Origin of the sequence: Bradyrhizobium sp. BRP23 (assembly GCF_020194135.1) — a bacterium.
In the GTDB taxonomy this organism is placed as follows: Bacteria; Pseudomonadota; Alphaproteobacteria; order Rhizobiales; family Xanthobacteraceae; genus Bradyrhizobium; species Bradyrhizobium yuanmingense.
Window position 1 is genome coordinate 315,761 of record NZ_JADYVW010000008.1, and the last position, 25,679, is coordinate 341,439.

Consider the following 25,679-nt stretch of genomic DNA (forward strand, 5'->3'; position numbering starts at 1 on the left):
TAGCCAACCATGCTGTCACCCGACTATCAAGAATTCGCTAATCGGGGGTCGCCGGCTACCCGTGACAATACCGTGATTTCCGGTCTTGGCACGGGCGAAGTGATGGAAAACACCCCGGCGTTGCTGGATTGCCACGAAAAACAAGCACGAAAGCGGAACTTTCTGCTTGTCGCAGGGCGCAAAACCGCGTTTTGCGCCGCGCGCACGCGCACCTAACGTGAACGCTGCCCTGACGGGTCCACGGCAAACCGAGGGCTCGCCGTGACGCCTCAGTAGTGCTACGGGGCCTTCGCCGGCGCCGGCTCCTCGGCGCGCTTGTCGATCACCTTGTCGACCAGGCCGAACTCCTTGGCGTCGTTCGCAGTGAGGAACTTATCGCGTTCCAGCGCATCCTCGATCGACTTGTAGGTCTGGCCGGTGTGCTTGACGTAGATCTCGTTGAGCCGCTTCTTCAGGTTCAGGATCTCCTGGGCGTGCAGCATGATGTCGGTTGCCTGGCCCTGGAAGCCGCCGGAGGGCTGGTGCACCATGATGCGCGCGTTCGGCAGCGAGAAGCGCATGTCCTTCTCGCCGGCGCAAAGCAGCAGCGAGCCCATCGAAGCCGCCTGACCGGTGCACAGGGTCGAGACCGGCGGGCGGATGAACTGCATGGTGTCGTAGATCGCAAGGCCCGACGTCACCACGCCGCCCGGCGAGTTGATATACATCGAGATTTCCTTCTTCGGATTTTCCGCCTCGAGGAACAACAGCTGCGCGACGATCAGCGTCGACATGCCGTCCTCGACCGGGCCGGTCACGAAGATGATGCGCTCCTTCAACAGGCGCGAGAAAATGTCGTAGGCGCGCTCGCCACGATTGGTCTGCTCGACCACCATGGGCACGAGGTTCATGTAGGTTTCAACCGGATCGCGCATGAGTCACCTAGGGTTTCGGAGACGGACATCGCCGGGCGGGCTTGCCAGTTTGGCTGGATTGCCGGAAGGCGAATGGACGTCCATGTGATGCAGGAACTTGGGTAAGAAGTAGAAGGCGTAGCGACAGATATAGCCCAATTCGCGTCTGACAAGTGCGCAGCGCATTAAGGCTTAATCTGTGGGGTCAGTTGAAGCTGATTCGCACAAAGAGGCCCAGCCGGCCACCTGGCTAGCTGGGCCTCTTCGCTCATCATCCTTAATAGCGGACTATCTCAAACCCTTCAGGCCGCGGTCTTTTCCGCGTCGTCGTCCTTGTAGAGGTCCTCACGCGAAACCTTCTTCTCGGTCACGTTGGCGAGCTCGAGGATGAAGTCGACCACCTTGTCCTCGTAGATCGGCGCACGAAGCTGGGCGAGCGCCTGGGCGTTGTTGCGGTAGAAGTCCCAGACCTCCTTCTCGCGGCCGGGCATCGAGCGCGCGCGCTCGATCACGGCGCGGCCGACCTCGTCGTCGGTCACCGTGATCTTGTTCTTCTCGCCGATCTCGGAGAGCACCAGGCCAAGCCGCACGCGGCGATCGGCGATCTTGCGATACTCTTCCTTCGCCTTGTCCTCGGTGGTGTCCTCGTCGGCAAAGGTCTTGCCGGCGGAGTCCATCTCGGCCTTGACCGAGTTCCACATCAGGCTGAACTCCTCGTCCACCAGCGAGGGCGGCGCCTCGAAGCGATGCGCCTCGTCGAGGCGATCGAGCAGCGCGCGCTTGACGCGCTGGCGCGTGGCGGTGGCGAACTCGGCAACCAGGCGCTCGCGTGCGGCTTCCTTGAGCTTGTCCAGCGATTCCAGGCCGAGCGACTTGGCGAACTCGTCGTCGATCGCAAGGTCCTGCGGCGCCTCGATCAAGGTCGCGGTGGTCTCGAACTCGGCCGGCTGGCCGGCGAGCTTGTCGTTCATGTAGTTCTTCGGGAACGATACTTTCAGCGTGCGCGTCTCACCCGCGCCAATGCCGATCAGCTGCTCCTCGAACCCTGGGATGAAGGTGTTGGAGCCGATCAGGACCTGAATGCCTTCGCCGGTACCGCCCTCGAAGACTTCGCCGTTGATGCGGCCCGTGAAGTTGATGGTGACGCGGTCGCCCGACGCGGCCTTGGCGCCCTCGCCCTTGTCGGCATAGGTGCGGTTGGAATCGGCGATGCGCTTGATCGCCTCGTCGACGTCGGCGTCAGTGACCTCGGCGACGGGCTTCTCGACCTGGAAGCTCTTGAAGTCGGCCAGCGCGATCGCCGGCACCACCTCGATCGCGACGGTGTAGGTCAGATCCGTTTTGCCGCTGAGCAGCTCCTCGACCTCGGCCTGCTCGCTCGGCATGGTGATCTTCGGCTCGGTCGCAAGGCGGAAGCCGCGCTCGGAGAACAGCTGCGTGTTGGTGTCGCGGATGGTCTGGTCGATGGTCTCGGCCATCACCGAGCGGCCATAGACCTTCTTCAGGTGCGAGACCGGCACCTTGCCCGGACGGAAGCCGTTGATACGGACCTTGTCCTTGAGGTCGACGAGCTTGGCGCCGGCCTTGGCGTCGAGATCAGACGCGGGAACGCTGATCTTGAACTCGTGTTTCAAACCTTCGGAGAGGGTTTCTGTGACCTGCATGGCGTCCAATCTTCTTTTCGTTCGGCCCCGGCACGTCGCGCGTCGGGACGCTGTCGTTAATCGATCCGGCGCGAGGCAAGCAGCCTCCACGCCGGTGGTTCATCGGACCCGCTTCCTGACGGACGATCATCCGCGCGAAAGCAGGCCTCGTAATCCGTGCAAACGCGATAAGCGCTTGGTGCGGGCGGAGGGACTCGAACCCCCACAACTTTCGTCACTGGAACCTAAATCCAGCGCGTCTACCAGTTCCGCCACGCCCGCGTGAATTCGCATCAAGACCGGCCGCGATGCCGCGGGCGGCCGGGCTTATAGCATGTGCCTGACTGTTCGCAGCAAAAAAATGGCCTGATGGAGGCAAGCTTCAAGTAGGCACTGCGGCTGGACTTATCCAGCACGGCGTGATCGGGATCGTGCCATGACAACGCGGATCCATGCTCCCCATCGGCGCGAGGTTTTGGCCGGCTTGGGGGCCTCGGCAGCCGGGCTGATCGCGGGCGGCGCGGGCCCCTCCGTGACGGCCCAGCTCGCGCTGCAGGCGAGGCCGGCAACGCTGGCTTTGAGACCGGGTCAACCGGCTACACCGATCTGGGAGCTGGCCGCCGTAAGCCATATCGGGGACGTGCGCCTCAAGCGCTTCGACCGTTGCCAACTGGTCTTCAGCAACAACCTGCCTGTGCCGCTTGCGCCAGTCTGGTACGGCCTCCACGCGCCGATGGCGGCCGACCCGCTCCGCGGCCGCGCCCCGGCAGCGCCGGACACGACGGAAACATCAATTATTCCAGTGTCTAACGCAGGGACCCTGCTGGCCGACTTCCGCCTCTTCGAGGGCCGCCTGAAACAGCCCGCGCGCCCGCTGCCGATCATTGCAGCGGAGCCTAGCCGCGTCCCCGTCGATCGCGACGCCGTCCTTTTGATCGAGGAATGGCGCCTGCGGCCGGATAGCACCGCAGTCCCGCCGGGCCAGGATCCCAAGGACACGACACCGCTTTACACAATCAACGGCAAGACTTCATTCGAACTCTCAGCCTCAGCCGGCGAGCGGCTGCGGCTGCGCTTCATCAACGGCTCGCAACGCTCTGTTCTGGCAATCAAATTGGAAAACCACGAGGTTCGCGTGATGGCTCTCGACGGCCAGCCGGCCGAGCCGTTCCCCGCGCGCAACGGCGCGTTGGTGCTGGCCCCGGGTGCACGGGCCGACGCCTTCGTGGATTCGGCCGCCTCGGCCCCATTTCTGCTGCATGACGGCAAGGAGGCGCGCCGGGTCGGAAGCCTGACCGTCTCCGGGAAGCTGGAGCGCGCCCCGCTGCCGCCGCCCCAGCCGCTCCCGCCGAATGATCTGCCCGAGAAGCTCGATCTGAGAGGCGCCCTGCGGTTCGATGTCGCGCTCGGTACAGCCGATTCCGGCTGGGTACGGCCCGCGACCTTCTCCACCGCCTCCGCCCCCGCCTTCGGCGCCAAGGTCGGCCGCACCGTGGTGCTGGCGCTGCAGAACCCCGCCCCGGTCACCACCGTGTTTCACCTGCACGGCCACCATTTCCGCCTGCTCGACAAGCTCGACGACGGCTGGAAGCCCTATTGGCTCGACACGCTCGCGATCGAGCCCGGCCAGACCCAGCGCATCGCGTTCGCCGCGACCTCGCCCGGCCGCTGGCTGATCGAATCCGTCGTGACCGACTGGGCCGCGCCGCGCCTGGTGCGCTGGTATGGGGTGGAGTGAGCAGCTCAGTATTCGATGCCCAGCGCGTCATAGATCCGCCGGTGCACGGCCGGCAGCGTCTCGGTGAGGTCCTCCGCGATCAGGCCCGGCCCGGCTTCGCTTCCCGCCTCGCCGTGCATCCAGACGCCGATGCTGGCGGCCTCGAACGCCGGCACGCCCTGTGCCAGAAGCCCGGCGATGATCCCGGACAGCACGTCGCCGGCGCCGGCCGTGGCAAGCCAGGGCGGCGCATTGGCGGCGATGGTGGCGCGGCCGTCGGGGGCGGCGATTGTGGTGTCCGGGCCCTTCAGCAGCACGACGGCGCCGCAGCGCTCGGCGGCGGCGCGGACGCGCTCGAGCTTGGAACGGCCGGGATGCTTGTTGCTGAGGTCGGAGAACAGGCGCGGAAACTCGCCTTCGTGCGGGGTCAGGACCACCGCATTGTCCTGCGAGGGCTTGATCGATTCGAACAGGCGCTCGGGCGTTGCGGCAAAGCTGGTCAACGCATCCGCATCGAGCACCAGATGCCGCTGCGCGGCAAGCGCGGTGTGGACCATGTCGCAGGTGCGTTCGCCGATGCCGGCGCCGGGACCGATGATGCAGGTGTTATAGCGCTTGTCGCCGAGCAGCTCGCCGAACTCGACCGCGCTGTCGACGGGGCGCACCATCACCGCGGTGAGCGCGGCAGCATTGATCGCGAGTGCATCGCGCGGGCTCGCCAGCGTCACGAGGCCCGCACCGGCGCGCAGCGCGCCGCGCGCGGCGAGCCGTGCTGCGCCGGTCGCGGCTGCATCGCCTGAGACCGCCAGCACGTGACCGCGCGCGTATTTGTGGCCGTCGATGCGCGGGACCGGAAAGGCGGTGCCCCAGAGATCCGGATCGTTCTCGAAGGTCTGCGGCGCGATCTCCTCCAGCACCTGCGCATCGATGCCGATGTCGGCAACGCGCACGCGGCCGCAATGCATGCGCCCGGGCAACAGCAGATGCGCCGGCTTCTTGCGGAAGAAGGTGACGGTCTCGGTGGCGTTCACCGCCACGCCCAGCACCGCCGCGCTGGTGCCGTTGATGCCGCTCGGCAGGTCGACCGCCAGCACCGGGGCACCGTTGGCGTTGATCGCCTCGATCATGGCGCGCGCTTCGCCATCCACGGTGCGGCTGAGGCCGGCGCCGAACAGCGCATCGATGATCAGCGCAGGCCTGCCGATCGCCTGCGGGTTGAACGGCAGCACCGGGTGCTTCCAGCCGCGCGCGGCCGAGGCGGCATCGCCCTGGAGCTGGTCCCGCTCGCACATCAGGATCACCGAGACCTCGCGCCCCTGCGCGGCGAGCTCGGCCGCGGCCACGAAACCGTCCCCGCCATTGTTGCCGGGGCCGGCGACGATCAGGATCGGCCCCTCCTCCACCAGCGCATGGGCGGCCTCGGCGACCGCCTGGCCGGCGCTGAGCATCAGCTTGAAACCGGGCGTGCCGGCCGCGATGGCAAGCTGGTCGGCTCGCTGCATTTCGGCGTTGGTCAGAACTTCCATGCCACTTCCTAGTACAAACGCCTCTTGAACAGGCATCTTTTGCGCCGATCCGGCGGTGGGAACGTCGAAATGCACATATATTGAACCGTTTGCCTATTTTTCGGTCTTCGGTATTTTGTGCAGGTCGGCACCATCACTCAGAGATGCTCGTTAAAAGGCTGATAACGCTCCGATAATCAGGGCATTTGCAACTTGGCATAGACCCTGCTTTCGAGGAAGCCGCTTCGGTTCGTCGTGCTCACTGACATCTTGAAGGGCGTGGCCGGCCGTTGTTGCCGGACGGGTCAGGGATCCCGGCACAGAGAAGACAAGATCGTGCGTTGAGAAATGCGCGTCCTGACGAAGACGTTGCTATTGGATCGAAAGGCCGGGAGTCGCGCAGTGAAGAAAATCGAAGCCATCATCAAGCCATTCAAGCTCGACGAGGTGAAGGAAGCGCTTCAAGAAGTCGGTCTGCAGGGCATCACCGTCACCGAGGCCAAGGGCTTTGGCCGGCAGAAGGGTCACGCCGAACTTTACCGCGGCGCAGAATACATCGTCGACTTCCTGCCGAAGGTCAAAATCGAGATCGTGATCGGCGACGATCTGGTCGAGCGGGCCATCGACGCGATCCGCCGCGCCGCGCAGACCGGCCGCATCGGCGACGGCAAGATTTTCGTCTCCAACATCGAAGAGGCGATCCGCATCCGAACCGGCGAATCCGGGCTGGACGCTATCTGAACCGGGTGCTATCCCGCATTTTGCGACACTCTGACAAGAAATAAGGCTGCTTCGGCGGCCTGATTTCGTTTGTGCGGTCGCGCGCGAACTCGCCAAAAGCGAGAACAATCTTGCTCACCTGGAAACCGACCCGCAGAGCCATAAGGGGTATGCATGAAGACCGCCAAAGACGTCCTGAAATCGATCAAGGACAACGACGTGAAGTACGTCGACCTGCGCTTCACCGATCCGCGCGGCAAGTGGCAGCACGTCACGTTCGACGTCAGCATGATCGATGAAGACATCTTCGCCGAAGGGACGATGTTCGACGGCTCCTCGATTGCCGGCTGGAAGGCGATCAACGAGTCCGACATGTGCCTGATGCCCGATCCGGTGACCGCGACGATCGACCCGTTCTTCGCCGAGACCACCATGGTCATCACCTGCGACGTGCTCGAGCCGACCACCGGCGAGCCCTATAACCGCGACCCCCGCGGCATCGCCAAGAAGGCCGAGGCGATGGTGAAGTCGATGGGCGTGGGCGACGCCGTGTTCGTCGGCCCCGAAGCCGAGTTCTTCGTGTTCGACGACGTGCGCTTCTCCTCCACCCCCTACAACACCGGTTTCCGCCTCGACTCCTCGGAGCTGCCGACCAACTCCGACACCGAATATGAAGGCGGCAATCTCGGCCACCGCGTCCGCACCAAGGGCGGCTATTTCCCGGTGCCGCCGCAGGACTCGGTGCAGGACATGCGCTCGGAGATGCTGGGCGCCATGGCCAAGATGGGCGTCAAGGTCGAGAAGCATCACCACGAGGTCGCTTCCGCCCAGCACGAGCTCGGCATGAAGTTCGACACGCTGACGCTGATGGCCGACCACATCCAGATCTACAAATACTGCATCCACCAGGTCGCGCACATCTACGGCAAGACCGCCACCTTCATGCCGAAGCCGGTCTACGGCGACAACGGCTCGGGCATGCACGTGCACCAGTCGATCTGGAAGGACGGCAAGCCGGTGTTTGCCGGCAACAAATACGCCGACCTGTCGGAGACCTGCCTCCACTATATCGGCGGCATCATCAAGCACGCCAAGGCGATCAACGCCTTCACCAACCCGTCGACCAACTCCTACAAGCGTCTGGTCCCGGGCTATGAGGCCCCGGTGCTGCTCGCCTATTCCGCGCGCAACCGCTCGGCGTCGTGCCGCATCCCCTACACCGCCTCGCCGAAGGCCAAGCGCGTCGAGGTGCGCTTCCCCGATCCGCTCGCCAATCCCTATCTCGGCTTCGCCGCGATGCTGATGGCCGGCCTCGACGGCATCAAGAACAAGATGGATCCGGGTCCGGCGATGGACAAGGACCTCTACGATTTGCCGAAGGAAGAGCTGAAGCAGATCCCGACCGTGTGCGGCTCGCTTCGCGAGGCGCTCGAAAACCTCGACAAGGACCGCGCCTTCCTCAAGGCCGGCGGCGTGTTCGACGACGACTTCATCGACGCCTATATCGAGCTGAAGATGACCGAGGTTGAGCGCTTCGAGATGACCCCGCACCCGGTTGAGTTCGACATGTACTATTCGGGCTAAGCGGTCCGAACTATACGCGACAAGCAAAAGGCGCTTCCGGAAGGAGGCGCCTTTTCGTTTGAGGGGTCTCGACCGCTACCACGTCGCCGTGAACGCCGGCTGCAGCTCGGCCGGAGCCGTGGCGCCCGCTCGCGATCAGCACCTCGCCGCTTTCTGTTACGGGTTGTTTGGTCGCGGCATCAAATGGTCGAGCAGGCCGGTGGGGAGCGGAAACACCACGGTCGACGAGCGTTCACCGGCGATGTCATGCAGAGCTGCGAAGTAACGTAGCTGCATTGCCTGGGGCTCCTGCGCCAGGATCCGGCCGGCTTCGACGAGCTTTTCGGCGGCCTGCTGCTCGCCCATCGCATTGATCACCTTGGCTCGCCGCAAGCGCTCCGCCTCAGCCTGTTTGGCGATCGCGCGAACCATGGTTTCGTTGATATCGACGTCCTTGATCTCTATGCCGGTGACCTTGATGCCCCAGACGTCAGTCTGCTTGTCGAGAATCTCCTGGATATCGGCGTTCAACCTGTCGCGCTCGGCAAGCATCTCGTCGAGCTCATGCTTGCCGAGCACCGAACGCAACGTGGTCTGGGCGAGCTGGCTGGTCGCCGCCATGTAGTCGCCGACCTTGATGATGGCGCGCTCGGGGTCGACGATGCGGAAGTACAGGACGGCGTTGACCTTGACGGAGACGTTGTCCCGCGAAATCACGTCCTGCGGCGGCACCACCTGCACCATCACCCGCAGATCGACCTTGACGAGTTGCTGCACGATCGGGATGAGGAGTATCAGGCCCGGGCCCTTCACACCGGTAAAGCGGCCTAGCGTGAAGACGACGCCGCGCTCGTATTCGCGCAGGATTCGAATGGCCTGGGATAGAAACACGATGACAAGCAGCGCAAGCGCCGCATACGTCAGATATTCCAGCGTCATGATGTACCTCCCTCGCCTGTCCGGGCGGGTGTGCGGCGTATCAGCAGCGTCAGGTCGACGACATTGGCGACCTCCACCGTCTCTCCGGGCTTGAAGGTTTCGGCGCCGCGCGCCTGCCAGCGCTCACCATGGGCGAAGACATGACCTTCGTTCCCGTTCCAGTCGAGAACCTCGGCGGGCAAACCGCGCATGGCCTGTGCGCCGACCAGCGCAGGAGCTTTGCGGACGCGCCGAAGCGAGCCGAGCACGATCAGAGCAAAGCCGCTGAACACGACCGCAGTGGTGCCGATCACCCACCAGGACAGTTGGTATCCAGGCGCCTCGCTCCTGAAGAGCATCATTGCTCCCAGCACGAAAGCGATGATCCCGCCGAAGCCGACCACCACGGTCGGGTTGAAGGCTTCGACGGTGAGAAGCACGAGTCCCACCAGCATCAGGGCGAGGCCGGCATAGTTGATCGGCAGCAAATTGAGCGCGTAGAGGCCGATCAGCAGGCAGATCGCGCCGATAACTCCGGGGGCGACGGCTCCGGGAGACATGAACTCGAAGATCAGGCCGTAGATGCCGACCATCAGGAGAATGAACGCCACGTTCGGGTTGCTGATGACCGCCAGGAACCGGGATATCCGTCCGGGCTCGATGGCTTCAACGACAGCATCCTTTGTTGCGAGGCGTTGCGTCCTGCCGCCTGCGAGCTCCACCACACGGCCATCAACCTGCCGCAGCAATTCAGCCTGATCGCGCGCGACGAGATCGATGGCATGTGCCTCCAGCGCGCCGTTGGCGGAGAGTGTTGCGGCCTCGCGGACCGCCCTCTCCGCCCACTCCGCATTGCGGTTGCGCAGCTCGGCGAGGCTTCGAATGAAGGCGACGGCATCGTTCGTGGCCTTCGCCGTCATCGCGTCCTTCGGCCCATCCTTCTTGTCTTTGCCATCCTTGTCGGGTGTGCCGCTCGGCAGGCCCGGCAGCGGCCCGCCAATCTGGACCGGCGTCGCCGCACCGATGTTGGTACCTGGTGCCATCGCCGCGATGTGGGTCGCGTAAAGGATATAGGTCCCCGCACTCGCCGCGTGGGCCCCGGAGGGAGCGACGTAGCCAATGACAGGGACGGGCGAGGCGAGCACATCAGCGATGATCTCGCGCATGCTGGAATTGAGCCCGCCGGGCGTGTTCATCCTCAGAAGCACGACCTCGGCGCGCCGCTCGCTCGCCACGGCCAAAGCCTCCCGCACGTAGCTGGCTGACGCCGGGCCAATCGCCCCGTCGATCGAAACAACAAGGGCTACGCGCTTGCTCTCCTCCGCTGAGCTGGGAAGGAGGCAGCAGCTCAAAGCCACGACGGTGATCGCCGCAACGAGGGCCGCCTTCATGGTCTGCACGGCACGGGCTCCCTTGCAGAGCATATGGTATTGTTCTCATGAACCTCAATGCTGCGCGTGGAGATCAACATTGCGATTGTGCAACGCAATGGGAATGCCCATGCAGGATTGCCGACGCGCTCGGCCTCGGCGAGCGTACGTTGAACCGAAAATTCCAGGACTCACGCACGAGCCGCCGCAATCCTTCATCATGCGCAGCCGTGTCGAGCACGCGCGCACCCCGCTGGAATCGACGACGCAGCCAATCAAGACGATCGCGCGCGCTGCCGGCTATGAGGATGAGAGCAGCTTCCGCAAGCTGACACTGATGTCACGCAATCCTATCGTGCGCGACGGATGGAGCGGGCGGTGTGAGGCTGATGCCGGTGGCATGACCGATGGACGCAGTCCGGTCGCGGCGCTCTCGCTGGGCACAGCCTGAGCGCATCTACGATTCAACACGGTAGAGAAATTTTGCGCCACGGAGCGGCCATCAGCTTTCGTTCTGCATCTGACTCCAATTCGTTCTCGAAGAACAAATCAGAGCCGCAAAAACCAGGACGGAGCAATTCCTACTGATTGGTTTACTCCGTCGGAAATTCGGGATGCACCTTGGATAAACAGTCCTCGTAGGGCGGATTAGCCGAAGGCGTAATCCGCCTACTGCGTGCGACGCTCACGCACGTTCGCCAAAGTTACCATCCGCGTTGCTATCTCCTGCCCAATTCGCCGGAAACAGTCCGGCCTCGACATCTCGGTGAAATGACGAATGCGGCCAATCCAACACGCGGGTCACATATCCGTGCTTGACTGGGTTGATGTAGCAATACTCGATATGGCGTGCATAGTCGGGTTTCGTCGCGGATGAGGTGCTCCCAGAACCGGTTCTGCCATACGCCACGCTCCCGTCTTGCGATCTGTACAGCGGTTAAAGGCTCTGTCTTCGGCAGGGACTTCGCGAAGCGCATTTTGATCAATCTCCACCGCATCGAAAAGTCGGCATCGCCGCGGGGAAGCGTCCAGACCGCATGAAGGTGGTCCGGAAGCACGACAAACGCATCGATAGTGAACGAATAGTCCCGACGGGTCGCTGCAACGGCCGCGCGCAGCGCTGCGATGTGCTCGACGAGCAGCCGCTGCCTACGATCATGAAGATTGACCGTGAAGAACCAGCAGCCACCTGGAACAAATGCACGGCGGTAGTTCGGCATTGCAGCTGCCCCATGAACTAAAGATGGCGGATTACGCCTTCGGCTAATCCGCCCTACTCAGTCCAAGCCGAGTGCGCAACGTGGCAGAAGCTGGATTCCCGGCTCTGCGCCGCAACGCTCCGCGTTGCAGCTGGTCCGGGACACGACCGCGGCTACGCCTCCGCCTTCTGCCTTGTCACCAGCGCCTCGCCAAAGGCCTCGAACAGCTTGCGGTTGATCGGATTGTGCTGCGGGTCGTACTCCGCGTGCCATTGCACGCCGAGGGCAAAGCTCGGGGCTTCCGCGATGCGGATCGCCTCGATGGTGCCGTCCTCGGCGATGCCTTCGATCAGCACGCGCTTGCCGGGATCGAGAATGCCCTGTCCGTGCAGCGAATTGACCCGGATCTTCTCGCAGCCGAGAATCGTGGCGAAGGCGCCGCCGGGCGTCAGCTCGACGTCGTGGCGGTCGGCGAACACCACGGTCGGATCGGGATGGATCTCGCCGTTCTCGAGCCGGGGCATGCGGTGGTTCATGCGGCCGGGGATCTCGCGGATCTCGGGATGCAGCGAGCCGCCGAAGGCGACGTTCATCTCCTGCAGGCCGCGGCAAATGCCGAACAGCGGAATGCCGCGGGCGACGCAGGCGACCGACAGGGCCAGCGCAACTTCGTCGCGGTGGATGTCGTAGGGTTCGTGCTTCTCGCAGGGATCGACGTTGAAGCGGGTTGGGTGAACGTTGGCCCGGGCCCCGGTCAGGATGATGCCGTCGACGGTATCGAGCAGCGCCGGGATATCCGTGATGTCGGGGGCTCCAGCGAACATCAACGGCAAGCCGCCGGAGACTTCGGCCACGGCGCGCAGGTTTCGCTCGCCAACCATCTGGACCTGAAATCGATTCTCGACGCGATAGGAATTCCCGATCACGCCGACGACCGGCTTTCTCATCTGTCGTTCCGCGCCTCCCGATAAGAAGATCCCCCAAAGATGCCCCTCCGATGGAACAAATTCAACAGAGGGGATCGCGGGACGGCAATGCTATTTTCGCGCAAATGCCTCCCGGGCGTCCAACCCGCCTTCCACGGGCAGACCCGCGGCCTTCAGTGCGATTGCCGCTGTCTCACCCGGCGCGGTCAGCCAGGGAAGCTTGGCCTCGATTCCGCGCGTCACGGGCTCCCCGAGCGCGCCTCCGAAGTCGATCGGCCAGAACCCGTTGGGCACCACCTCGGCGGAGAAGCTGCGGATCGCATAGCCCTCGCCCAGGATTGCCTCTGCCTTGTCGCTGGCGACAAGGCGCGCGGTGTTGGGATCCCTGAGATCGCCAAAGCTCACGAGCACGGGGATGAGCTCTCCTTGCACCGGGACAATGCCGGTCTGCCGGCTCATGTCCTTGAACGACACCCGGCTGCCGCGCGCGGCGCCATAGGCGCGGAGCGCCACATAGTTGATGTCGTCGAGGTCGAGCTTGGCGCCCTGCTGGTGCGCCAGCAAGACCACGATGTTCTTGCCTTGGCCGAGATCGACGAACACGGCCTCCCCGCGCGTCGTGGTGCGGCCGCTGCGGTTATAGTTGCGATCGGGCACGACAGCGAGAATGGCCGACCCGGTCTTGATCCCGGCGGGCGTCGTCACCTCGACCGTCAGGCGGTATTTGTGGTCCGGCCGGTTGATCCGGATCTGGTCGCCGCCTACGAGCAAAGCCAACAGCCCGAGCAGACCGGCCCACTTGCTGATAACGCCCAAGCGCCCCTCACTTCCTTTTCGCCACCGCTCTGCACCGTTCGCGCGGCAGCGTCAAACCGGCGCGTTGCCGCTCTTGATCGGAAGCGTGTTTGTCGAAAGAGTGCCCCATTGCAGCCACCAAAGACAGGATACGATGTGACCTTTCCCGCAGATGAACGATCCCGCTCCCGTGCCGACCTCGCGCGGGATCAGGCCTGGGCGATCGCGGCCGGAGGCATCGGCGTCGTTCTGTTCACCGCGCTGCTCGCCTTCACCTGGTATTTTGCCGCCACCCTGCTGCTGATCTTCACCGGCATGCTGCTCGGCCTCGGTCTCAACGCTCTGGTCAATGCGCTCGGCCGCCGGGTCCAGCTGCCTCACACGATCCGGCTTGCAATCGTCTGCGTTGCGCTCGCTTTGCTGCTCGCGGGCGTCGCCTATCTCGGCGGCGCCACCATTGCCGAACAGGCCTCGCTGCTGAGCAAGACCATCAAGTCGCAGATCACCAATGTCAGGTCCCTGCTCGAGAGCCACGGCATCGACACCAGCTTCTTCGACCTCGGCAACGCTGCCTCGGACCCCGCCGCCAACACCTCCTCGGAGGCAACGCCCGCGCCGGCAACGCCTTCGCGCGCTCCGCTGCCCAGTGCCGGCACGCTCGCCTCCAGCGGCGGGGCGATCGTGAGCCAGACCCTCAAGCTGCTGCTCGGCACCATTCACGGCGTCGGCAACATCTTCATCGTGCTGTTCCTGGGCCTGGCCTTCGCCGCCCAGCCCAGCGTCTATCATGACGGCCTGCTGTTCCTGGCACCGGCGCGGCACCGTACCCGTTTCGCCATCGTCATCGACCGTATCGCTGAAACGCTCGAGCGCTGGCTGATCGCCCAGATCATCGTCATGATCGCGGTCGGTGTCGTAACCTGGATCGGACTTGCCGTCATCGGCATCCCCGGCGCGTTCATCCTAGGAATCCAGGCGGGCCTGCTCGCCTTCATCCCCACGGTGGGAGCCATCATCGCCGGCGTCATCGTGGTGTTGGCGAGCCTCGCCTCCGGCTGGATCCCCGCTTTGTCGGCATTTCTGCTGTTCATGGGCGTGCACGCCATGGAAAGCTACGTGCTGACTCCGATCCTGCAGCGCCAGGCACTCGACATCCCGCCGGCCACGCTGTTCGCGTTCCAGATCCTGCTGGGCGTCGTGTTCGGCATCTGGGGCCTGGCGCTGGCGCTCCCGCTGGTCGCGATCGCCAAGGTCATGATCGACCATGTCAAGACCTACGAGGCGTCGCCTCTCGCGGAGGCGGCCTAGAGCATGATCCGGACCCGGAGGACCGCGTTAGCGGAAAGTGTGGAGCGGTTTTCCGATAAGATGATGCTCCCGAGATAAAGCCTCAGGTCGTCAGCACGGTCTCGGTGTGCTCGACCTCGGGAGGCGCGGCAAAATACTGGCCGACCAGGCCGCGCCATTCCGTGAAATTCTCCGAGCCGCGGAAGTCCACAGTGTGGTTCTCCAGCGTCGCCCATTTCACCATCAGCCGGTAACGCTGCGGCTTCTCGATCGACTTGTGCAGCTCGAAGCCGTGAAAGCCCTTGGAGCGGCCGAAAGCGGCCTTGGCCTTGGCAACGGCCGCCTCAAAGTCCTTCTCGCTGCCCGGCTTGACGTCGATTTGCGCGATCTCGGTGATCATCGGCTTTCCACCCTTTTGTTGATGGCCGTGTCTACCGCAGATGGCGACAAAGAAAAAGGCGCTGAAGCGGCGCCCTGCCCGGTCTGGAAATGCAGGCCTGTCAGGCGAACAGCAGGACCGTGCCCGCGACGATCAGCGCACAACCCGCGAACAACACGAACGGCCAGTAGCTGCGTTGCTGCGTGTAGCGGCCTTGCGCACGACGCTCGGTGATCAGCGCGCTCTCGTATTCGTCCGCAGTGGAGAACAGACAGGCGAAACCGCCGCGGGCCGAGGCAGCTTCGGCTTCGAGCGACATCAGGGCGGCTTGCGGATTCCGTCGACGGATCGATTCCATGACCACGATGGTAGGGATCGAATGGTAAACAGAGATTTACCGCAAGCCCGCCCTGCATGCTCACGCGGTGACCGGACGCGCCTGCGATGCGCCGGTCCGCGCCGCGCTCTGGCGGCGCCAGTTCTCCAGCGACAGCGGCAGCTCCTCGGCCGCCTCGACGCGGTTGCGGCCGCCGCGCTTGGCCTGGTAGAGCGCGGTGTCCGCCGAGGCCAGCAGCACCTCCAGCTCGGTGCCGGCCGGACCTCCGGCAACGCCGATGCTGACGGTGGTATCGACCGGACCTTCGTCGACCACGACGCCGGAGGTCTCGAACGCCTCGCGCACGCGCTCGGCGACCAGCACGCCCTCCTCCAGTGAGCATGGCAATAGCGCGGCGAACTCCTCGCCGCCGATGCGGCCCGACAGGTCGGAGATGCGCAAATTGCTGACCACGACGGTGGAGAACAGCTTCAGCATCTCGTCGCCGGCGGGATGGCCGAAGCGGTCGTTGATCGATTTGAAATGGTCGATGTCGAAGATCATCACGGTCACCGGCCGCCCGGCCTTGGCCTCGCGCTCGATCACGCGCGCACAGGCCTCCGAGAAGCCGCGCCGGTTGAGCATGCCGGTCAAGGGATCGGTCGATGCCGCCGTCCGGTGCGCGGTGACGGTGCGTTCCGACACCAGCATGAAGATCACGAACACGGTACCGACGGCGTAGAGAATGAGCTCGACCGCGAACACGGTGACCCAGATGCTCGAGGAGAAGCCGGCATCATGCGGGCGCAGGAAGCTGCCGATCAGGATCGGCAGCATCAACACGCAGCCGTGCATCACCGGCATCACGAAGGCGGGCCAGCGCCGTTGCACGCTCTTGCGCCGTTCGGTCCAGAGCTCGCTCGCAGTCAGCGCCGCGTACACCGAGACGATGCCAGCACCGACGAGCATGCGCAGCATCGATGCCGTGGGATCGAGCAGCGTCGCAGCAGCGACCCAGGCGAGCGCGCCGAGCACGAGCCCCGGCCAGTTCGGGTTGCGGCCGTGGAAGACGCGCGCCGCGTTCCAGACCATGCCGCAGGCGACGAAACCGACCGCGTTCAATGCAAGGTAAATGTGCGGCCCCAGCCTGTCGCCCGCCGCGGTCCATAGTGCGACGGAGGCGGCACCGAGCAGATAGGCGGTGCCCCACCATTTCAGCGCCGGGCTGTTCTCCTGCTTGCCGAAAAATACCATCATGGCGCCGAGCAGTGCGGCGACCATGGTGGCGACCAAATAGAGCGTGATGCTATCGAGCGACATCATGTCGGCCCCCTCTAGAACATAGCAGTTACGCGATCGGCCCAGCCGATTTGCGCGCCCTTCCGAAGGCGACGCTAGGTCTCGCGGGTTCCATTCAGGTTTTCGCCGGTCCCTAAGTTTTCGGGAAACACGCCATCAATTTGCATACAAACGAACAACAAAAAGGGCGCTGAAATCAGCGCCCTTTTGCATCTCATTGAAGCCGCTTTCGCGGCGAATGCGACAAAAGCGATTAACGCTTCGAGAACTGGAAGGACCGGCGGGCCTTGGCCTTGCCGTACTTCTTGCGCTCGACCACGCGCGAGTCGCGGGTGAGGAAGCCGCCCTTCTTGAGCACGGAGCGCAGCTCCGGCTCGAAATAGGTGAGCGCCTTGGAGATGCCGTGACGGACCGCGCCGGCCTGGCCGGACAGGCCGCCGCCGGCGACGGTGCAGATCACGTCGTACTGGCCCGAACGCTGGGCCACGGAGAACGGCTGCTCGATCATCATGCGCAGCACGGGACGGGCGAAATAGACCTCGACCTCGCGCGAGTTGACGGTGACCTTGCCGGCGCCCGGCTTGATCCAGACGCGGGCGACCGCGTCCTTGCGCTTGCCGGTGGCGTAAGCGCGGTTGAACTTGTCGACCTTCTTCTCGTGCTTGGGCGCCTCGGGCGCGGCCGCCGTCTTGAGCTGCGAGAGCTGGTCGAGCGACTGAATGGATTCGGCCATGTTATGCGGCCCTCGTGTTCTTGCGGTTCAACTTGGCGATATCGATCTTCTCGGGCTGCTGCGCCTCGTGCGGATGATCGGCGCCGCCGTAGACACGGAGGTTGCCCATCTGCACGCGGCCGAGCGGACCACGCGGGATCATGCGCTCGACGGCCTTCTCGAGCACGCGCTCGGGATGACGGCCTTCGAGGATCTGGCGCGCGGTGCGCTCCTTGACGTGGCCGACATAGCCGGTGTGCTTGTAGTAGGTCTTCTGCTCGCGCTTGCGACCGGTGAGGACCGCATGCTGCGCGTTGATGATGATGACGTTGTCGCCGCAATCGACGTGCGGGGTGTAGGTCGGGAGGTGCTTGCCGCGCAGGCGCATGGCGACGATGGTGGCGAGGCGGCCGACGACCAGACCCTTGGCGTCGATCAGCACCCACTTCTTCGTCACCTCAGCCGGCTTTGCCGAAAAGGTTTTCATGTCGGAGTTTCCGTGGACGGGAGATATCGGCGCGAACACCGCACCAGACTGCGCGGGGTTCTAGAGAAGAGCGGCGCAACGGTCAATGCCCCAGAGCCGAAAATAACTAAGCAAACCCAATAACTTAAAAATATGGTGCGATATTACCTGTAAAAAGCTCAAACGTTTGGAATGGAATAGGTCGAGGTGACATGGGCGATCGGATCGGGTGAGGTCCCGGACAAGAGGTTCACCTCCCCGACCGCAAGGCGCTTGCCGAGCTTGAGCAGCCGGGCCTCGGCCAGCACGTCCTGCCCGGGCTGGCCCTTGCGCAGGAAGTTGATGTTGAGATTGGTGGTGACGGCGAGCCCGATCGGCCCGATCGCGGACAGCAGCACCACGTACATCGCGAAATCCGCGAGCGCCATCAGCGTCGGCCCGGACACGGTTCCGCCGGGCCGCAACATCCGTTCGCTGTAGCGCTGGCGCAAGAGGCTGGTCTGGCCGTCCGCGCTCTCGATCGTGATGTCGTCACCGCTGAAGGCCTGGGGAAACTCGTCACGGAGGAACCGCTCGAGCTCCGCCACGCTCATTTTCGCTAACGCCATGCCGTCCCCACCCTCGCTTCGCCTGCCCTGTTACATTAAGTTATCGGTGTCATCCAATTGCAATCATCTAGCGGAAGTCGCGTCAATGTCCGTTCAGGCCGCCCGCGCCCCCACCCCGCAACCGCCGATCCTGCTGCGCGAGATCGTCGGCAGCGTCGCCGTGCTCACGCTGAACCGACCAGCCGCGCGCAACAGCCTTTCCGAGGCGATGATCGGACAGCTGCATGCGAGCCTAAACGCAATCGCGGAAGACAAGCACATCCGCGCGGCCGTCATCGCGGCCAACGGCCCCGCTTTTTCCGCCGGCCACGACATAAAGGAACTGACCGCGCGCCGCACCGATCCGGATCGGGGTCGGGCTTATTTTGCGCAGATCATGACGGCCTGCAGCGCGATGATGCAGGCGGTCGTGCATCTGCCGAAGCCCGTGGTCGCGGCCGTCCAGGGCATCGCGACCGCCGCCGGCTGCCAGCTCGTCGCCAGCTGCGATCTTGCGATCGCATCGCACGAGGCGAAGTTCGCCACACCCGGCGTCGATATCGGCCTGTTCTGCTCGACCCCGATGGTGGCGCTGTCGCGCAACGTCCCGCGCAAGCAGGCCATGGAGATGCTGCTGACGGGCGAGCCTGTCACGGCCGACCGCGCCCGCGAGATCGGGCTCGTTAACCGTGTCGTTCCCGCCGGCACCGAACTCGGCGCCGCGATCGAGCTCGCGCAACAGGTCGCGTTAAAATCCGCCTACACGATCAAGCTCGGCAAGGAGGCCTTCTACCGCCAGGCCGAGATGAGCCTTGCAGACGCCTATCGCTATGCCGCAGAGGTGATGACCGAGAACATGATGGCGCGCGACGCCGAGGAAGGCATCGGCGCCTTCATCGAGAAGCGCGCGCCGACATGGCGGGATGAATGACCCCCGCCAACAAGAAAAGATAAGTGATGAACCACGACGCCTATCCCGACAATTACATCCGCGGCATCCTCAACAGCGTGAAATCCATCGCGATGGTCGGGGCCTCGCCGGTCAATGTGCGGCCGAGCTATTTCGCGTTCAAATACCTGATGCAGCGCGGCTACGACATGATCCCGGTCAATCCCGGCCATGTCGGCAAGGAGCTGCTCGGCAAGCCGTTCGTCGCATCACTGTCGGACATCGGCCGCCCCGTCGACATGGTCGACATCTTCCGCAACTCGAGCCACATCATGCCCGTCGTCGAGGAGGCGCTCACGCTCGACCCGCTGCCGAAGGTGATCTGGATGCAGCTCGGCGCGCGCGACGATGCGGCGGCCGCGAAAGCGGAATCAGTCGGGATCAAGGTGGTCATGAACCGCTGCCCCAAGATCGAATATGGCCGCCTGTCGTCAGAAATCTCCTGGATGGGCGTGAATTCGCGCACGCTCAGCTCCAAGCGCGCGCCGGCGCCGACGCAGGGCATGAGGCTGTCCCTCAATCGGATGAGTGTCGGCGGTGGCGACACCGCCGCATCGGATCGCGCTGCGAAGAACAAGAGCGAGCAAAGCTGACGCGATTGCGAAGGCTTCGTTTCGCAAACGCGACAATGCGCAGCACGATCGTTCCCAAAATGATTCCGATGTGACGCCGCGCCTTGACGGCGGGCACGGCGCCGATCAGCATGCCGCGCGAATTTCAGGCCACAAGAACAGGACGCCCAAATGAGCGATCGCCTTCCGGGATTTTCAACGCTCGCCGTGCATGCCGGTGCACAGCCCGACCCCACCACCGGCGCGCGCGCGACTCCGATTTATCAAACGACCTCTTTCGTCTTCAACGATGCCGATCACGCCGCCTCGCTGTTCGGCCTGCAGGCGTTCGGCAACATCTATACCCGCATCGGTAATCCTACCAATGCGGTGCTGGAAGAGCGCGTCGCCGCGCTCGAAGGCGGCACGGCCGCGCTCGCGGTCGCTTCCGGCCATGCCGCGCAGGTCGTGGTGCTGCAGCAGCTGCTTCAACCCGGCGACGAATTCATCGCCGCGCGAAAGCTCTATGGCGGCTCGATCAACCAGTTCACGCACGCCTTCAAGAGCTTTGGCTGGAACGTGGTGTGGGCCGATCCCGACGATATCGCGAGCTTCGAGCGTGCGGTGACGCCGCGCACGAAAGCGATCTTCATCGAGTCCATCGCCAACCCCGCCGGCAGCATCACCGACATCGAGGCGATCTCGACCGTGGCGCGCAAGGCGGGCGTGCCGCTGATCGTCGACAACACGCTGGCTTCGCCCTATCTGATCCGTCCGATCGACCACGGCGCTGACATCGTCGTGCACTCGCTGACGAAATTCCTGGGCGGCCACGGCAACTCGCTCGGCGGCATCATCGTCGATGCCGGCACCTTCGACTGGTCCACGGGCGGCAAGTACCCCATGCTCTCGGAGCCGCGCCCGGAATATCACGGCATCCGGCTGCAGGAGACCTTCGGCAATTTCGCTTTCGCGATCGCCTGCCGCGTGCTGGGCCTGCGCGACCTCGGACCGGCGTTGTCGCCCTTCAACGCCTTCATGATCCTGACCGGCATCGAGACTCTGCCGCTGCGCATGCAGAAGCACTGCGACAATGCCAAAGCCGTTGCCGAATACCTCGCGGGACATCCGGCGGTGGCCTCGGTGAGCTATGCCGGGCTGCCGAGCGACAGGTACAATCAGCTCGCGCGCAAATACGCACCAAAGGGCGCCGGCGCGGTGTTCACCTTCAGCCTGAAGGGCGGCTATGACGCCGGAGTCAGCCTGGTGTCGAAGCTGCAGCTGTTCTCGCACCTCGCCAATGTCGGCGACACCCGCTCGCTGGTGATCCATCCGGCCTCGACCACGCACAGCCAGCTCGACGACGCCGCCAAGATCAAGTCCGGCGCCGGCCCGGACGTGGTCCGGATCTCGGTCGGTATCGAGGACAAGGAAGACCTGATCGCGGATCTGGAACAGGCGCTGGGGACGTAGCGCCTGGGAACGACGGCGGCCGTTTTGGCCGCCGTCGGTTAACCCTCATTAACTATATCTGCCTCATACATCGTGCTTGGATCGCCCCTTTGATTCGGAGCCGACGATGCTGCGCTGGATGGTGCCCGCTCTGGCTGTGATGCTAACGGCCTCGGCGGCCATTGCCGCCGATCTGCCGGCGACGCCGAAGCGGCGCGCGGCCGGGCCGCCGCAGGACCCACCTCAGGTCTATGTCGAAACCGATCCGGATGCGCTGATCTCGCCGGCCTACGGCATCGGCAGCTACATCCGCAACCTGCCGGGCACGCCGCTGCTGCCGGGCTCCCACACCTTGCCTGGCTATTACGGCCGCCCCTGGAGCTACGATTATCAGGGCGCCTATTACGGCGGGAAACAGGTCGATTATTTCTGGCGCCTGCCCTACGCGTGCGGTGTCTACGGCTATTGCTGATCAGCCGGGCTGATGGTGATCAGCCGGGCTGACCCACGGGGACCGCGCGCGGCTGCGCCTGCGCAGACTGCCGTGACGCCAGCCGCTCGACCTGCATCACTGCCAGCGTCAACACCACGATCGCAACCGCCTGATGGGTCAGCGCGAGATCGATCGGCACCTGGTTGAGCAGCGTGAGGATGCCGAGCACCGCCTGCACGCTCACCGCCGCGAACAGCCACAACGCGCCGCTCGCGGCCGCACCTGCACGCGAGCGCACCGCGTCGATCGCATGCAGCAGCGCCAGCACGATCAGCACGTAGGCGGTCATGCGATGCTCGAACTGCACCGTCAGCACATTGTCGAACATGTTGCGCCACCACGGCGTCTCGAACCACAGCCGTTCCGCCGAGGGGATGAGCGCCCCATCGATCTCAGGCCAGGTGTTGTAGGCCCGCCCGGCACGCAAGCCCGCGACCAGCGCACCGAAATAGATCTGCACGAAGGTCACCGCGAGCAGCACCGCGCTCGTGAACCGCAGCCGAGCCGGCGCCGCGATCTGCGGCCGCTGCTCGAGCCGCCGCACCGTCCAGACGATCCCGGCGAAAATCAGGAGCGCGAGCGAAAGATGCGTCGCCAGCCGATATTGCGACACCTCGGTGCGTTCCGTCAGGCCCGAGGCCACCATCCACCAGCCGACCGCCCCCTGGAGGCCGCCGAGCGCGAACAGCAGCCACAGCCTGCGCTTCAGCTCACCCGACAGTCCGCCGCGCCAGAGGAAGAACAGGAACGGCAGCAGATAGGCGACGCCGATGAAGCGGCCGAGCAGCCGGTGGCTCCACTCCCACCAGAAGATCGTCTTGAACTCGGACAGGCTCATGCCTGAATTCAGCTCGCGATATTGCGGGATCTTCTTGTAGGCCTCGAACGCCTCGGCCCATGCCGCTTCCGACAGCGGCGGAACACTGCCCGTGACCGGCTTCCATTCGACGATCGATAGGCCCGATTCCGTCAGCCGTGTCGCACCGCCAACCAGCACCATCAGTGCGATCAGCGCGGCCACACAGATCAGCCACCAGCGCACGGCGCGATGCGGCTCGGATGGGGCGGAATTCGTCGTCATTTCAAGGACAAAACCAAGCCTGTGGCGAAGAGACTTGAACCCGGTTGAGTGCCCCTTATAGTCCCCCGCTCCCGCAGCGCAAGTAACGCGAAAGCCTTAAAGTTCCCGCCATGACGATCCGCACCCGCAAGTTCCTCGGCGCCATCCTGCTCCTGGTGCTGGCCACCGTTTGGGCCCTGCTCGGCATGGCGGCGGCGCAGATGCCGTGGATCGCCGAATCCGGCTGGCGGCAGGCGATCTACTACGTCGTGGTCGGCATGGGCTGGGTGCTGCCGGCGATGCCGATCGTGAGCTGGATGCAGCGGCCCGATCGCCTCAGGTCTGGCTCGTAGAGCTCCCGGTCGGCCGCACCGGCGCAAAAGCGGCGCCCGACACCAGCACGCGCAGCATCCGCAGCGAGCGCACCCGCCCGTCCCAGGAGATCCGCGGCAGCGCGCGCAAGTTCGTCCGTCCCTCCGCCTCCACGATGCCCGGGATCGTCGAGGCCGCGCTGGCGAAGCCCGCCTGCTCCGCCATCACGACGTGGCTGCGCCGGAACGAAGCGCGGTCGCCGAACGGATAGGCGAAATGCCTGATCTCGCGGTTGAAAGCCGATTCCGCCACGGCCTTGCCCATCGTCATCTCGCGCAGTGCGGCCGCGTCCTTCATGTTGGCCAGCATCGGATAGTTCACCGTTGCGCTGCCGATCGTCACGAGCGGATCGCCGGCGAGCCTGGCGAGGTCCTCCCAATCCATCGACGCCTCGCGCGAGAGCGCGGCGAGGTCGATCCGGTAGCGCGTACAGAGATCGGCGATCGCGGCCGACAGATCCGCCGGCGGCAGCGAGCGCAGCCAGCTCTCCAGATGCGAGAACAGCGCCTGCTTCCCGGCCTTGTCGGCGACCGTGAAGCGCTGCTCCTTGTCGCCCATCATCAGGTCGATGCGGCTCTCGCGCGCGATCACCTGCTCCAGGGCGAGCCACCAGGCCTCGCCGACGCCGTCGGGAAAAGCGGTCGGCACATAGATCGTAAAAGGCACGGCGTGACGCGCCAGCACCGGATAGGCGAAGGTGATGAGATCCTTGCCGGCGCCATCGAAGGTCAGCGCCACGAAGCGACGCTTCTCCGGCAGCATCACCGCGCGCCGGCAGACCTCGTCCATGCCGAGAAAATCGTAGTTCCACCGCTTCAGCGCGCGGATGGCGCGATCGAGGAATTGCGGCGTAATCTCGTGCTCGCGCAGCGGCTGAAATCCGCGCCGCCGAGGCCGCACGTAGCGGAAACGCAGGATGGCGCCGGCACCGCGACTGCGCAGCATGGCCTGGCCGGTGAACCAGGCCAGCTCGAGGCGCAGCCGTTCCAACCATCTGTCGTCGGAAGCCAAAATCCCACCCTTCGCGCGCGCCGGCGGTCAGTTCCCTCGCCCCAGTCATTACCCTTTGTTGACCTTTGTTTGCAAAGGTCGGCCACGGGCCGAAATACGTATTCTCGATTTCTCGACAGGTTTCGCGAATGACCATGGCTGCGGCGATGCAAAGCCGGACGGCAGAAGCGCCAGCGCGGTCGAGAGCGAGCCGTATCGCGCGAGTGGAGATCGTCACGGATCTCGCCGAGGCCGAGGCGGTCTGGCGCGGCTTCGAGGCGAGCGGCCATCTTTTCACGCCCTACCAGCGCTTCGACCTGCTCGACCCCTGGCAGCGGCTGGTCGGCGCCCGTGAAGGTGCCCGGCCGTTCATTGTGATCGCCCGCGACGCCGATCGGCGCCCGCTCCTGCTGCTGCCGCTCTCGCTGCGGCAGGGCCACGGCGTGCGCACCGCCGGCTTCATGGGCGGCAAGCACACCACCTTCAACATGGGCCTGTGGAACGCCGAGTTCGCAGCAGAGGCCGCCAGCGCCGATCTCGATGCACTGCTTGCGCCGCTCGGCGAGCACGCCGACGTGCTCGCACTGACACAGCAGCCCGAGCGCTGGCACGACCAGCAGAACCCATTTGCAGCCCTGCCGCGGCAGCGCCCGATCAACGGCTGTCCGCGATTGGTGATGGAGCCGGGCGGCCCGCCGGCATCGCGGATCAGCAATTCCCTGCGCCGACGCCTCAAGAGCAAGGAGAAGAAGCTTCAGTCCCTCGCCGGCTACCGCTATCACCTGGCGACGTCCGAGGCAGACATCATCCGCCTGCTCGACTGGTTCTTCCGTGTCAAGCCGGCTCGGATGGCGGAGCAGAAGCTGCCGAACGTCTTCGCCGAACCCGGCGTCGAGCAGTTCGTCCGCAGCGCCTGCCTCGCGCCGCGCGGCGAAGGTCATGTCATCGACATCCATGCGCTGGAATGCGACGAGGAGGTGATCGCGATCTTCGCCGGCGTCGCCGACGGCGAGCGCTTCTCGATGATGTTCAACACCTACACGATGTCCGAGCACGCCCGCTACAGCCCCGGCCTGATCCTGATGCGCTACATCATCGACCGCTACGGCGAACGCGGCTACCGCTCGCTCGACCTCGGCATCGGCTCGGACGATTACAAGCGGATGTTCTGCAAGGACGACGAGGCGATCTTCGACAGCTTCGTCCCCCTGACCTCGCGCGGCAAGCTCGCGGCCATGGCGATGTCCTCGCTCAGCCACGGCAAGCGGCTGGTGAAGCAGAACCAGATGCTGTTCGACATGGCCCGCCGGCTACGGCAGGCGTTCGGGTAGCTCTTTCCACTTGCACGGCTGTCTTCCCTTCTCCCCTTGTGGGAGAAGGTGGCGCGAAGCGCCCGATGAGGGGTATGCCTCCGCGAGCTCGAATGGAAAGGTGAACTCGCGGAGAGATACCCCTCACCCGTCTCGCCGCTAACGCGGCGAGCCACCCTCTCCCACAAGGGGAGAGGGTAAGAAAGC

The 25,679-nt window shown here is 64.6% G+C and carries 27 protein-coding genes, 1 tRNA gene and 1 pseudogene; 12 read left to right on the plus strand and 17 right to left on the minus strand.

From position 1 onward, the window contains the following. The first annotated feature begins 9 nt into the window (after window positions 1-9). The gene (locus I6F24_RS23250; protein ID WP_128265601.1) at window positions 10-216 is read left to right on the plus strand and encodes a hypothetical protein; all 207 of its coding nucleotides are present in this window, start codon (window positions 10-12) and stop codon (window positions 214-216) included. Window positions 217-278: 62 nt separating this feature from the next. Here the strand turns inward: I6F24_RS23250 and I6F24_RS23255 are convergent, their stop codons facing one another. The 3 genes from I6F24_RS23255 to I6F24_RS23265 all read right to left on the minus strand — a co-directional run bounded on the left by I6F24_RS23255 (window position 279) and on the right by I6F24_RS23265 (window position 2,818). Then, window positions 279-914 (minus strand): ATP-dependent Clp protease proteolytic subunit, encoded by a 636-nt coding sequence (locus I6F24_RS23255; RefSeq protein WP_025036638.1) that lies wholly within the window; start codon window positions 912-914, stop codon window positions 279-281. A gap of 281 nt (window positions 915-1,195) precedes the next feature. Next, window positions 1,196-2,557, minus strand: coding sequence for a trigger factor (gene tig / locus I6F24_RS23260; protein ID WP_225151816.1), 1,362 nt, complete (start codon window positions 2,555-2,557; stop codon window positions 1,196-1,198). A gap of 176 nt (window positions 2,558-2,733) precedes the next feature. After that, a tRNA-Leu gene (locus tag I6F24_RS23265) sits at window positions 2,734-2,818 on the minus strand. 154 nt (window positions 2,819-2,972) lie between these two features. Here I6F24_RS23265 and I6F24_RS23270 point away from each other — a divergent pair. Further along, complete coding sequence (locus I6F24_RS23270) at window positions 2,973-4,274, plus strand: multicopper oxidase domain-containing protein (protein WP_225151819.1); 1,302 nt, start codon at window positions 2,973-2,975, stop codon at window positions 4,272-4,274. A gap of 5 nt (window positions 4,275-4,279) precedes the next feature. Here I6F24_RS23270 and I6F24_RS23275 read toward each other — a convergent pair whose 3' ends face one another. Further along, entirely contained in the window at window positions 4,280-5,779 is a 1,500-nt protein-coding gene (locus I6F24_RS23275) for an NAD(P)H-hydrate dehydratase (protein WP_225151820.1), read from the minus strand. 381 nt (window positions 5,780-6,160) lie between these two features. On the opposite strand from I6F24_RS23275, the gene I6F24_RS23280 reads away from it, so the two are divergent. Both I6F24_RS23280 and glnA read left to right on the plus strand, forming a co-directional pair. Next, complete coding sequence (locus I6F24_RS23280) at window positions 6,161-6,499, plus strand: P-II family nitrogen regulator (RefSeq protein ID WP_007603495.1); 339 nt, start codon at window positions 6,161-6,163, stop codon at window positions 6,497-6,499. A 153-nt stretch (window positions 6,500-6,652) separates the two neighbouring features. Continuing rightward, window positions 6,653-8,062, plus strand: a complete 1,410-nt coding sequence (glnA, locus tag I6F24_RS23285) for a type I glutamate--ammonia ligase (protein WP_036010292.1) — start codon at window positions 6,653-6,655, stop codon at window positions 8,060-8,062. Window positions 8,063-8,218: 156 nt separating this feature from the next. Here glnA and I6F24_RS23290 read toward each other — a convergent pair whose 3' ends face one another. Beyond that, entirely contained in the window at window positions 8,219-8,980 is a 762-nt protein-coding gene (locus I6F24_RS23290; RefSeq protein WP_036025384.1) for a slipin family protein, read from the minus strand. After that, the gene (locus tag I6F24_RS23295; RefSeq protein WP_036025441.1) at window positions 8,977-10,359 is read right to left on the minus strand and encodes a nodulation protein NfeD; all 1,383 of its coding nucleotides are present in this window, start codon (window positions 10,357-10,359) and stop codon (window positions 8,977-8,979) included. The genes I6F24_RS23290 and I6F24_RS23295 overlap by 4 nt, the downstream gene beginning before the upstream one ends. Window positions 10,360-10,549: 190 nt before the next feature. Between I6F24_RS23295 and I6F24_RS23300 the strand changes: the two genes are divergently transcribed. After that, a complete protein-coding gene (locus tag I6F24_RS23300) occupies window positions 10,550-10,780 on the plus strand; it encodes a hypothetical protein (protein WP_036025386.1) in 231 nt (76 codons plus the stop codon). 234 nt (window positions 10,781-11,014) lie between these two features. On the opposite strand, the pseudogene I6F24_RS23305 reads toward I6F24_RS23300, so the two are convergent. The 3 genes and pseudogenes from I6F24_RS23305 to I6F24_RS23315 all read right to left on the minus strand — a co-directional run bounded on the left by I6F24_RS23305 (window position 11,015) and on the right by I6F24_RS23315 (window position 13,270). After that, a pseudogene (locus tag I6F24_RS23305) lies at window positions 11,015-11,549 on the minus strand (transposase). A gap of 152 nt (window positions 11,550-11,701) precedes the next feature. Further along, window positions 11,702-12,475: a gamma-glutamyl-gamma-aminobutyrate hydrolase family protein gene (locus I6F24_RS23310; protein ID WP_036025392.1), complete on the minus strand. Its 774-nt coding sequence runs from the start codon at window positions 12,473-12,475 to the stop codon at window positions 11,702-11,704. 90 nt (window positions 12,476-12,565) lie between these two features. Beyond that, the gene (locus tag I6F24_RS23315; protein WP_036025397.1) at window positions 12,566-13,270 is read right to left on the minus strand and encodes a hypothetical protein; all 705 of its coding nucleotides are present in this window, start codon (window positions 13,268-13,270) and stop codon (window positions 12,566-12,568) included. A gap of 135 nt (window positions 13,271-13,405) precedes the next feature. Here I6F24_RS23315 and I6F24_RS23320 point away from each other — a divergent pair, with 135 nt between their 5' ends. Then, window positions 13,406-14,557 carry an AI-2E family transporter gene (locus tag I6F24_RS23320; RefSeq protein ID WP_036010309.1) on the plus strand — a complete coding sequence of 384 codons (1,152 nt, stop codon included), beginning with the start codon at window positions 13,406-13,408 and terminating at the stop codon, window positions 14,555-14,557. Between the two features lie 82 nt (window positions 14,558-14,639). Here I6F24_RS23320 and I6F24_RS23325 read toward each other — a convergent pair whose 3' ends face one another. The 6 genes from I6F24_RS23325 to I6F24_RS23350 form a co-directional block, all read right to left on the minus strand. Further along, the gene (locus tag I6F24_RS23325; protein ID WP_025036647.1) at window positions 14,640-14,936 is read right to left on the minus strand and encodes an antibiotic biosynthesis monooxygenase family protein; all 297 of its coding nucleotides are present in this window, start codon (window positions 14,934-14,936) and stop codon (window positions 14,640-14,642) included. A 100-nt stretch (window positions 14,937-15,036) separates the two neighbouring features. Further along, complete coding sequence (locus I6F24_RS23330) at window positions 15,037-15,273, minus strand: hypothetical protein (protein WP_036010312.1); 237 nt, start codon at window positions 15,271-15,273, stop codon at window positions 15,037-15,039. Between the two features lie 60 nt (window positions 15,274-15,333). Further along, window positions 15,334-16,554: a GGDEF domain-containing protein gene (locus I6F24_RS23335; protein WP_036025401.1), complete on the minus strand. Its 1,221-nt coding sequence runs from the start codon at window positions 16,552-16,554 to the stop codon at window positions 15,334-15,336. A gap of 229 nt (window positions 16,555-16,783) precedes the next feature. Beyond that, on the minus strand, window positions 16,784-17,263 hold the full coding sequence (gene rpsI / locus I6F24_RS23340) for a 30S ribosomal protein S9 (protein WP_018642439.1): 480 nt from the start codon (window positions 17,261-17,263) through the stop codon (window positions 16,784-16,786). A gap of 1 nt (window position 17,264) precedes the next feature. Further along, the gene (gene rplM / locus I6F24_RS23345) at window positions 17,265-17,729 is read right to left on the minus strand and encodes a 50S ribosomal protein L13 (RefSeq protein WP_018642440.1); all 465 of its coding nucleotides are present in this window, start codon (window positions 17,727-17,729) and stop codon (window positions 17,265-17,267) included. 158 nt (window positions 17,730-17,887) lie between these two features. After that, window positions 17,888-18,316, minus strand: coding sequence for a PaaI family thioesterase (locus I6F24_RS23350; protein ID WP_024341189.1), 429 nt, complete (start codon window positions 18,314-18,316; stop codon window positions 17,888-17,890). 85 nt (window positions 18,317-18,401) lie between these two features. Here I6F24_RS23350 and I6F24_RS23355 point away from each other — a divergent pair, with 85 nt between their 5' ends. From I6F24_RS23355 to I6F24_RS23370, 4 genes are all read left to right on the plus strand, one after another. After that, the gene (locus I6F24_RS23355; RefSeq protein ID WP_225130780.1) at window positions 18,402-19,226 is read left to right on the plus strand and encodes an enoyl-CoA hydratase; all 825 of its coding nucleotides are present in this window, start codon (window positions 18,402-18,404) and stop codon (window positions 19,224-19,226) included. Between the two features lie 26 nt (window positions 19,227-19,252). Next, window positions 19,253-19,837, plus strand: coding sequence for a CoA-binding protein (locus tag I6F24_RS23360; protein ID WP_036010322.1), 585 nt, complete (start codon window positions 19,253-19,255; stop codon window positions 19,835-19,837). Between the two features lie 150 nt (window positions 19,838-19,987). Continuing rightward, complete coding sequence (locus I6F24_RS23365) at window positions 19,988-21,268, plus strand: O-acetylhomoserine aminocarboxypropyltransferase (RefSeq protein WP_036025404.1); 1,281 nt, start codon at window positions 19,988-19,990, stop codon at window positions 21,266-21,268. A 106-nt stretch (window positions 21,269-21,374) separates the two neighbouring features. Then, complete coding sequence (locus tag I6F24_RS23370; RefSeq protein ID WP_036025406.1) at window positions 21,375-21,719, plus strand: hypothetical protein; 345 nt, start codon at window positions 21,375-21,377, stop codon at window positions 21,717-21,719. A 19-nt stretch (window positions 21,720-21,738) separates the two neighbouring features. Here I6F24_RS23370 and I6F24_RS23375 read toward each other — a convergent pair whose 3' ends face one another. Beyond that, a complete protein-coding gene (locus I6F24_RS23375) occupies window positions 21,739-22,821 on the minus strand; it encodes a COX15/CtaA family protein (protein WP_036025409.1) in 1,083 nt (360 codons plus the stop codon). Window positions 22,822-22,931: 110 nt separating this feature from the next. Here I6F24_RS23375 and I6F24_RS23380 point away from each other — a divergent pair, with 110 nt between their 5' ends. Then, on the plus strand, window positions 22,932-23,153 hold the full coding sequence (locus I6F24_RS23380; protein ID WP_036010340.1) for a DUF2842 domain-containing protein: 222 nt from the start codon (window positions 22,932-22,934) through the stop codon (window positions 23,151-23,153). On the opposite strand, the gene I6F24_RS23385 is transcribed toward I6F24_RS23380, so the two are convergent. Next, entirely contained in the window at window positions 23,137-24,183 is a 1,047-nt protein-coding gene (locus I6F24_RS23385; protein WP_036025412.1) for a polysaccharide deacetylase family protein, read from the minus strand. The two genes, I6F24_RS23380 and I6F24_RS23385, sit on opposite strands and share 17 nt — an antisense overlap. Window positions 24,184-24,311: 128 nt before the next feature. Between I6F24_RS23385 and I6F24_RS23390 the strand changes: the two genes are divergently transcribed. Next, complete coding sequence (locus tag I6F24_RS23390; protein ID WP_036025414.1) at window positions 24,312-25,493, plus strand: GNAT family N-acetyltransferase; 1,182 nt, start codon at window positions 24,312-24,314, stop codon at window positions 25,491-25,493. Window positions 25,494-25,679: the final 186 nt, after the last annotated feature.

Excerpts from the sequence above, each read along its gene's own strand:
- I6F24_RS23255 (WP_025036638.1), bottom strand. The coding sequence starts at position 914 with ATGCGCGATCCGGTTGAAACCTACATGAACCTCGTGCCCATGGTGGTC.
- I6F24_RS23375 (WP_036025409.1), bottom strand. The coding sequence starts at position 22,821 with ATGACGACGAATTCCGCCCCATCCGAGCCGCATCGCGCCGTGCGCTGG.
- glnA (WP_036010292.1), top strand. The coding sequence starts at position 6,653 with ATGAAGACCGCCAAAGACGTCCTGAAATCGATCAAGGACAACGACGTG.
- rplM (WP_018642440.1), bottom strand. The coding sequence starts at position 17,729 with ATGAAAACCTTTTCGGCAAAGCCGGCTGAGGTGACGAAGAAGTGGGTG.
- I6F24_RS23335 (WP_036025401.1), bottom strand. The coding sequence starts at position 16,554 with ATGATGTCGCTCGATAGCATCACGCTCTATTTGGTCGCCACCATGGTC.
- I6F24_RS23350 (WP_024341189.1), bottom strand. The coding sequence starts at position 18,316 with ATGGCGTTAGCGAAAATGAGCGTGGCGGAGCTCGAGCGGTTCCTCCGT.
- I6F24_RS23370 (WP_036025406.1), top strand. The coding sequence starts at position 21,375 with ATGCTGCGCTGGATGGTGCCCGCTCTGGCTGTGATGCTAACGGCCTCG.
- I6F24_RS23290 (WP_036025384.1), bottom strand. The coding sequence starts at position 8,980 with ATGACGCTGGAATATCTGACGTATGCGGCGCTTGCGCTGCTTGTCATC.
- I6F24_RS23270 (WP_225151819.1), top strand. The coding sequence starts at position 2,973 with ATGACAACGCGGATCCATGCTCCCCATCGGCGCGAGGTTTTGGCCGGC.
- I6F24_RS23360 (WP_036010322.1), top strand. The coding sequence starts at position 19,253 with ATGAACCACGACGCCTATCCCGACAATTACATCCGCGGCATCCTCAAC.
- I6F24_RS23325 (WP_025036647.1), bottom strand. The coding sequence starts at position 14,936 with ATGATCACCGAGATCGCGCAAATCGACGTCAAGCCGGGCAGCGAGAAG.
- I6F24_RS23355 (WP_225130780.1), top strand. The coding sequence starts at position 18,402 with ATGTCCGTTCAGGCCGCCCGCGCCCCCACCCCGCAACCGCCGATCCTG.
- I6F24_RS23300 (WP_036025386.1), top strand. The coding sequence starts at position 10,550 with ATGCGCAGCCGTGTCGAGCACGCGCGCACCCCGCTGGAATCGACGACG.
- rpsI (WP_018642439.1), bottom strand. The coding sequence starts at position 17,263 with ATGGCCGAATCCATTCAGTCGCTCGACCAGCTCTCGCAGCTCAAGACG.
- I6F24_RS23310 (WP_036025392.1), bottom strand. The coding sequence starts at position 12,475 with ATGAGAAAGCCGGTCGTCGGCGTGATCGGGAATTCCTATCGCGTCGAG.
- I6F24_RS23330 (WP_036010312.1), bottom strand. The coding sequence starts at position 15,273 with ATGGAATCGATCCGTCGACGGAATCCGCAAGCCGCCCTGATGTCGCTC.
- I6F24_RS23380 (WP_036010340.1), top strand. The coding sequence starts at position 22,932 with ATGACGATCCGCACCCGCAAGTTCCTCGGCGCCATCCTGCTCCTGGTG.
- tig (WP_225151816.1), bottom strand. The coding sequence starts at position 2,557 with ATGCAGGTCACAGAAACCCTCTCCGAAGGTTTGAAACACGAGTTCAAG.
- I6F24_RS23275 (WP_225151820.1), bottom strand. The coding sequence starts at position 5,779 with ATGGAAGTTCTGACCAACGCCGAAATGCAGCGAGCCGACCAGCTTGCC.
- I6F24_RS23250 (WP_128265601.1), top strand. The coding sequence starts at position 10 with ATGCTGTCACCCGACTATCAAGAATTCGCTAATCGGGGGTCGCCGGCT.
- I6F24_RS23365 (WP_036025404.1), top strand. The coding sequence starts at position 19,988 with ATGAGCGATCGCCTTCCGGGATTTTCAACGCTCGCCGTGCATGCCGGT.
- I6F24_RS23390 (WP_036025414.1), top strand. The coding sequence starts at position 24,312 with ATGACCATGGCTGCGGCGATGCAAAGCCGGACGGCAGAAGCGCCAGCG.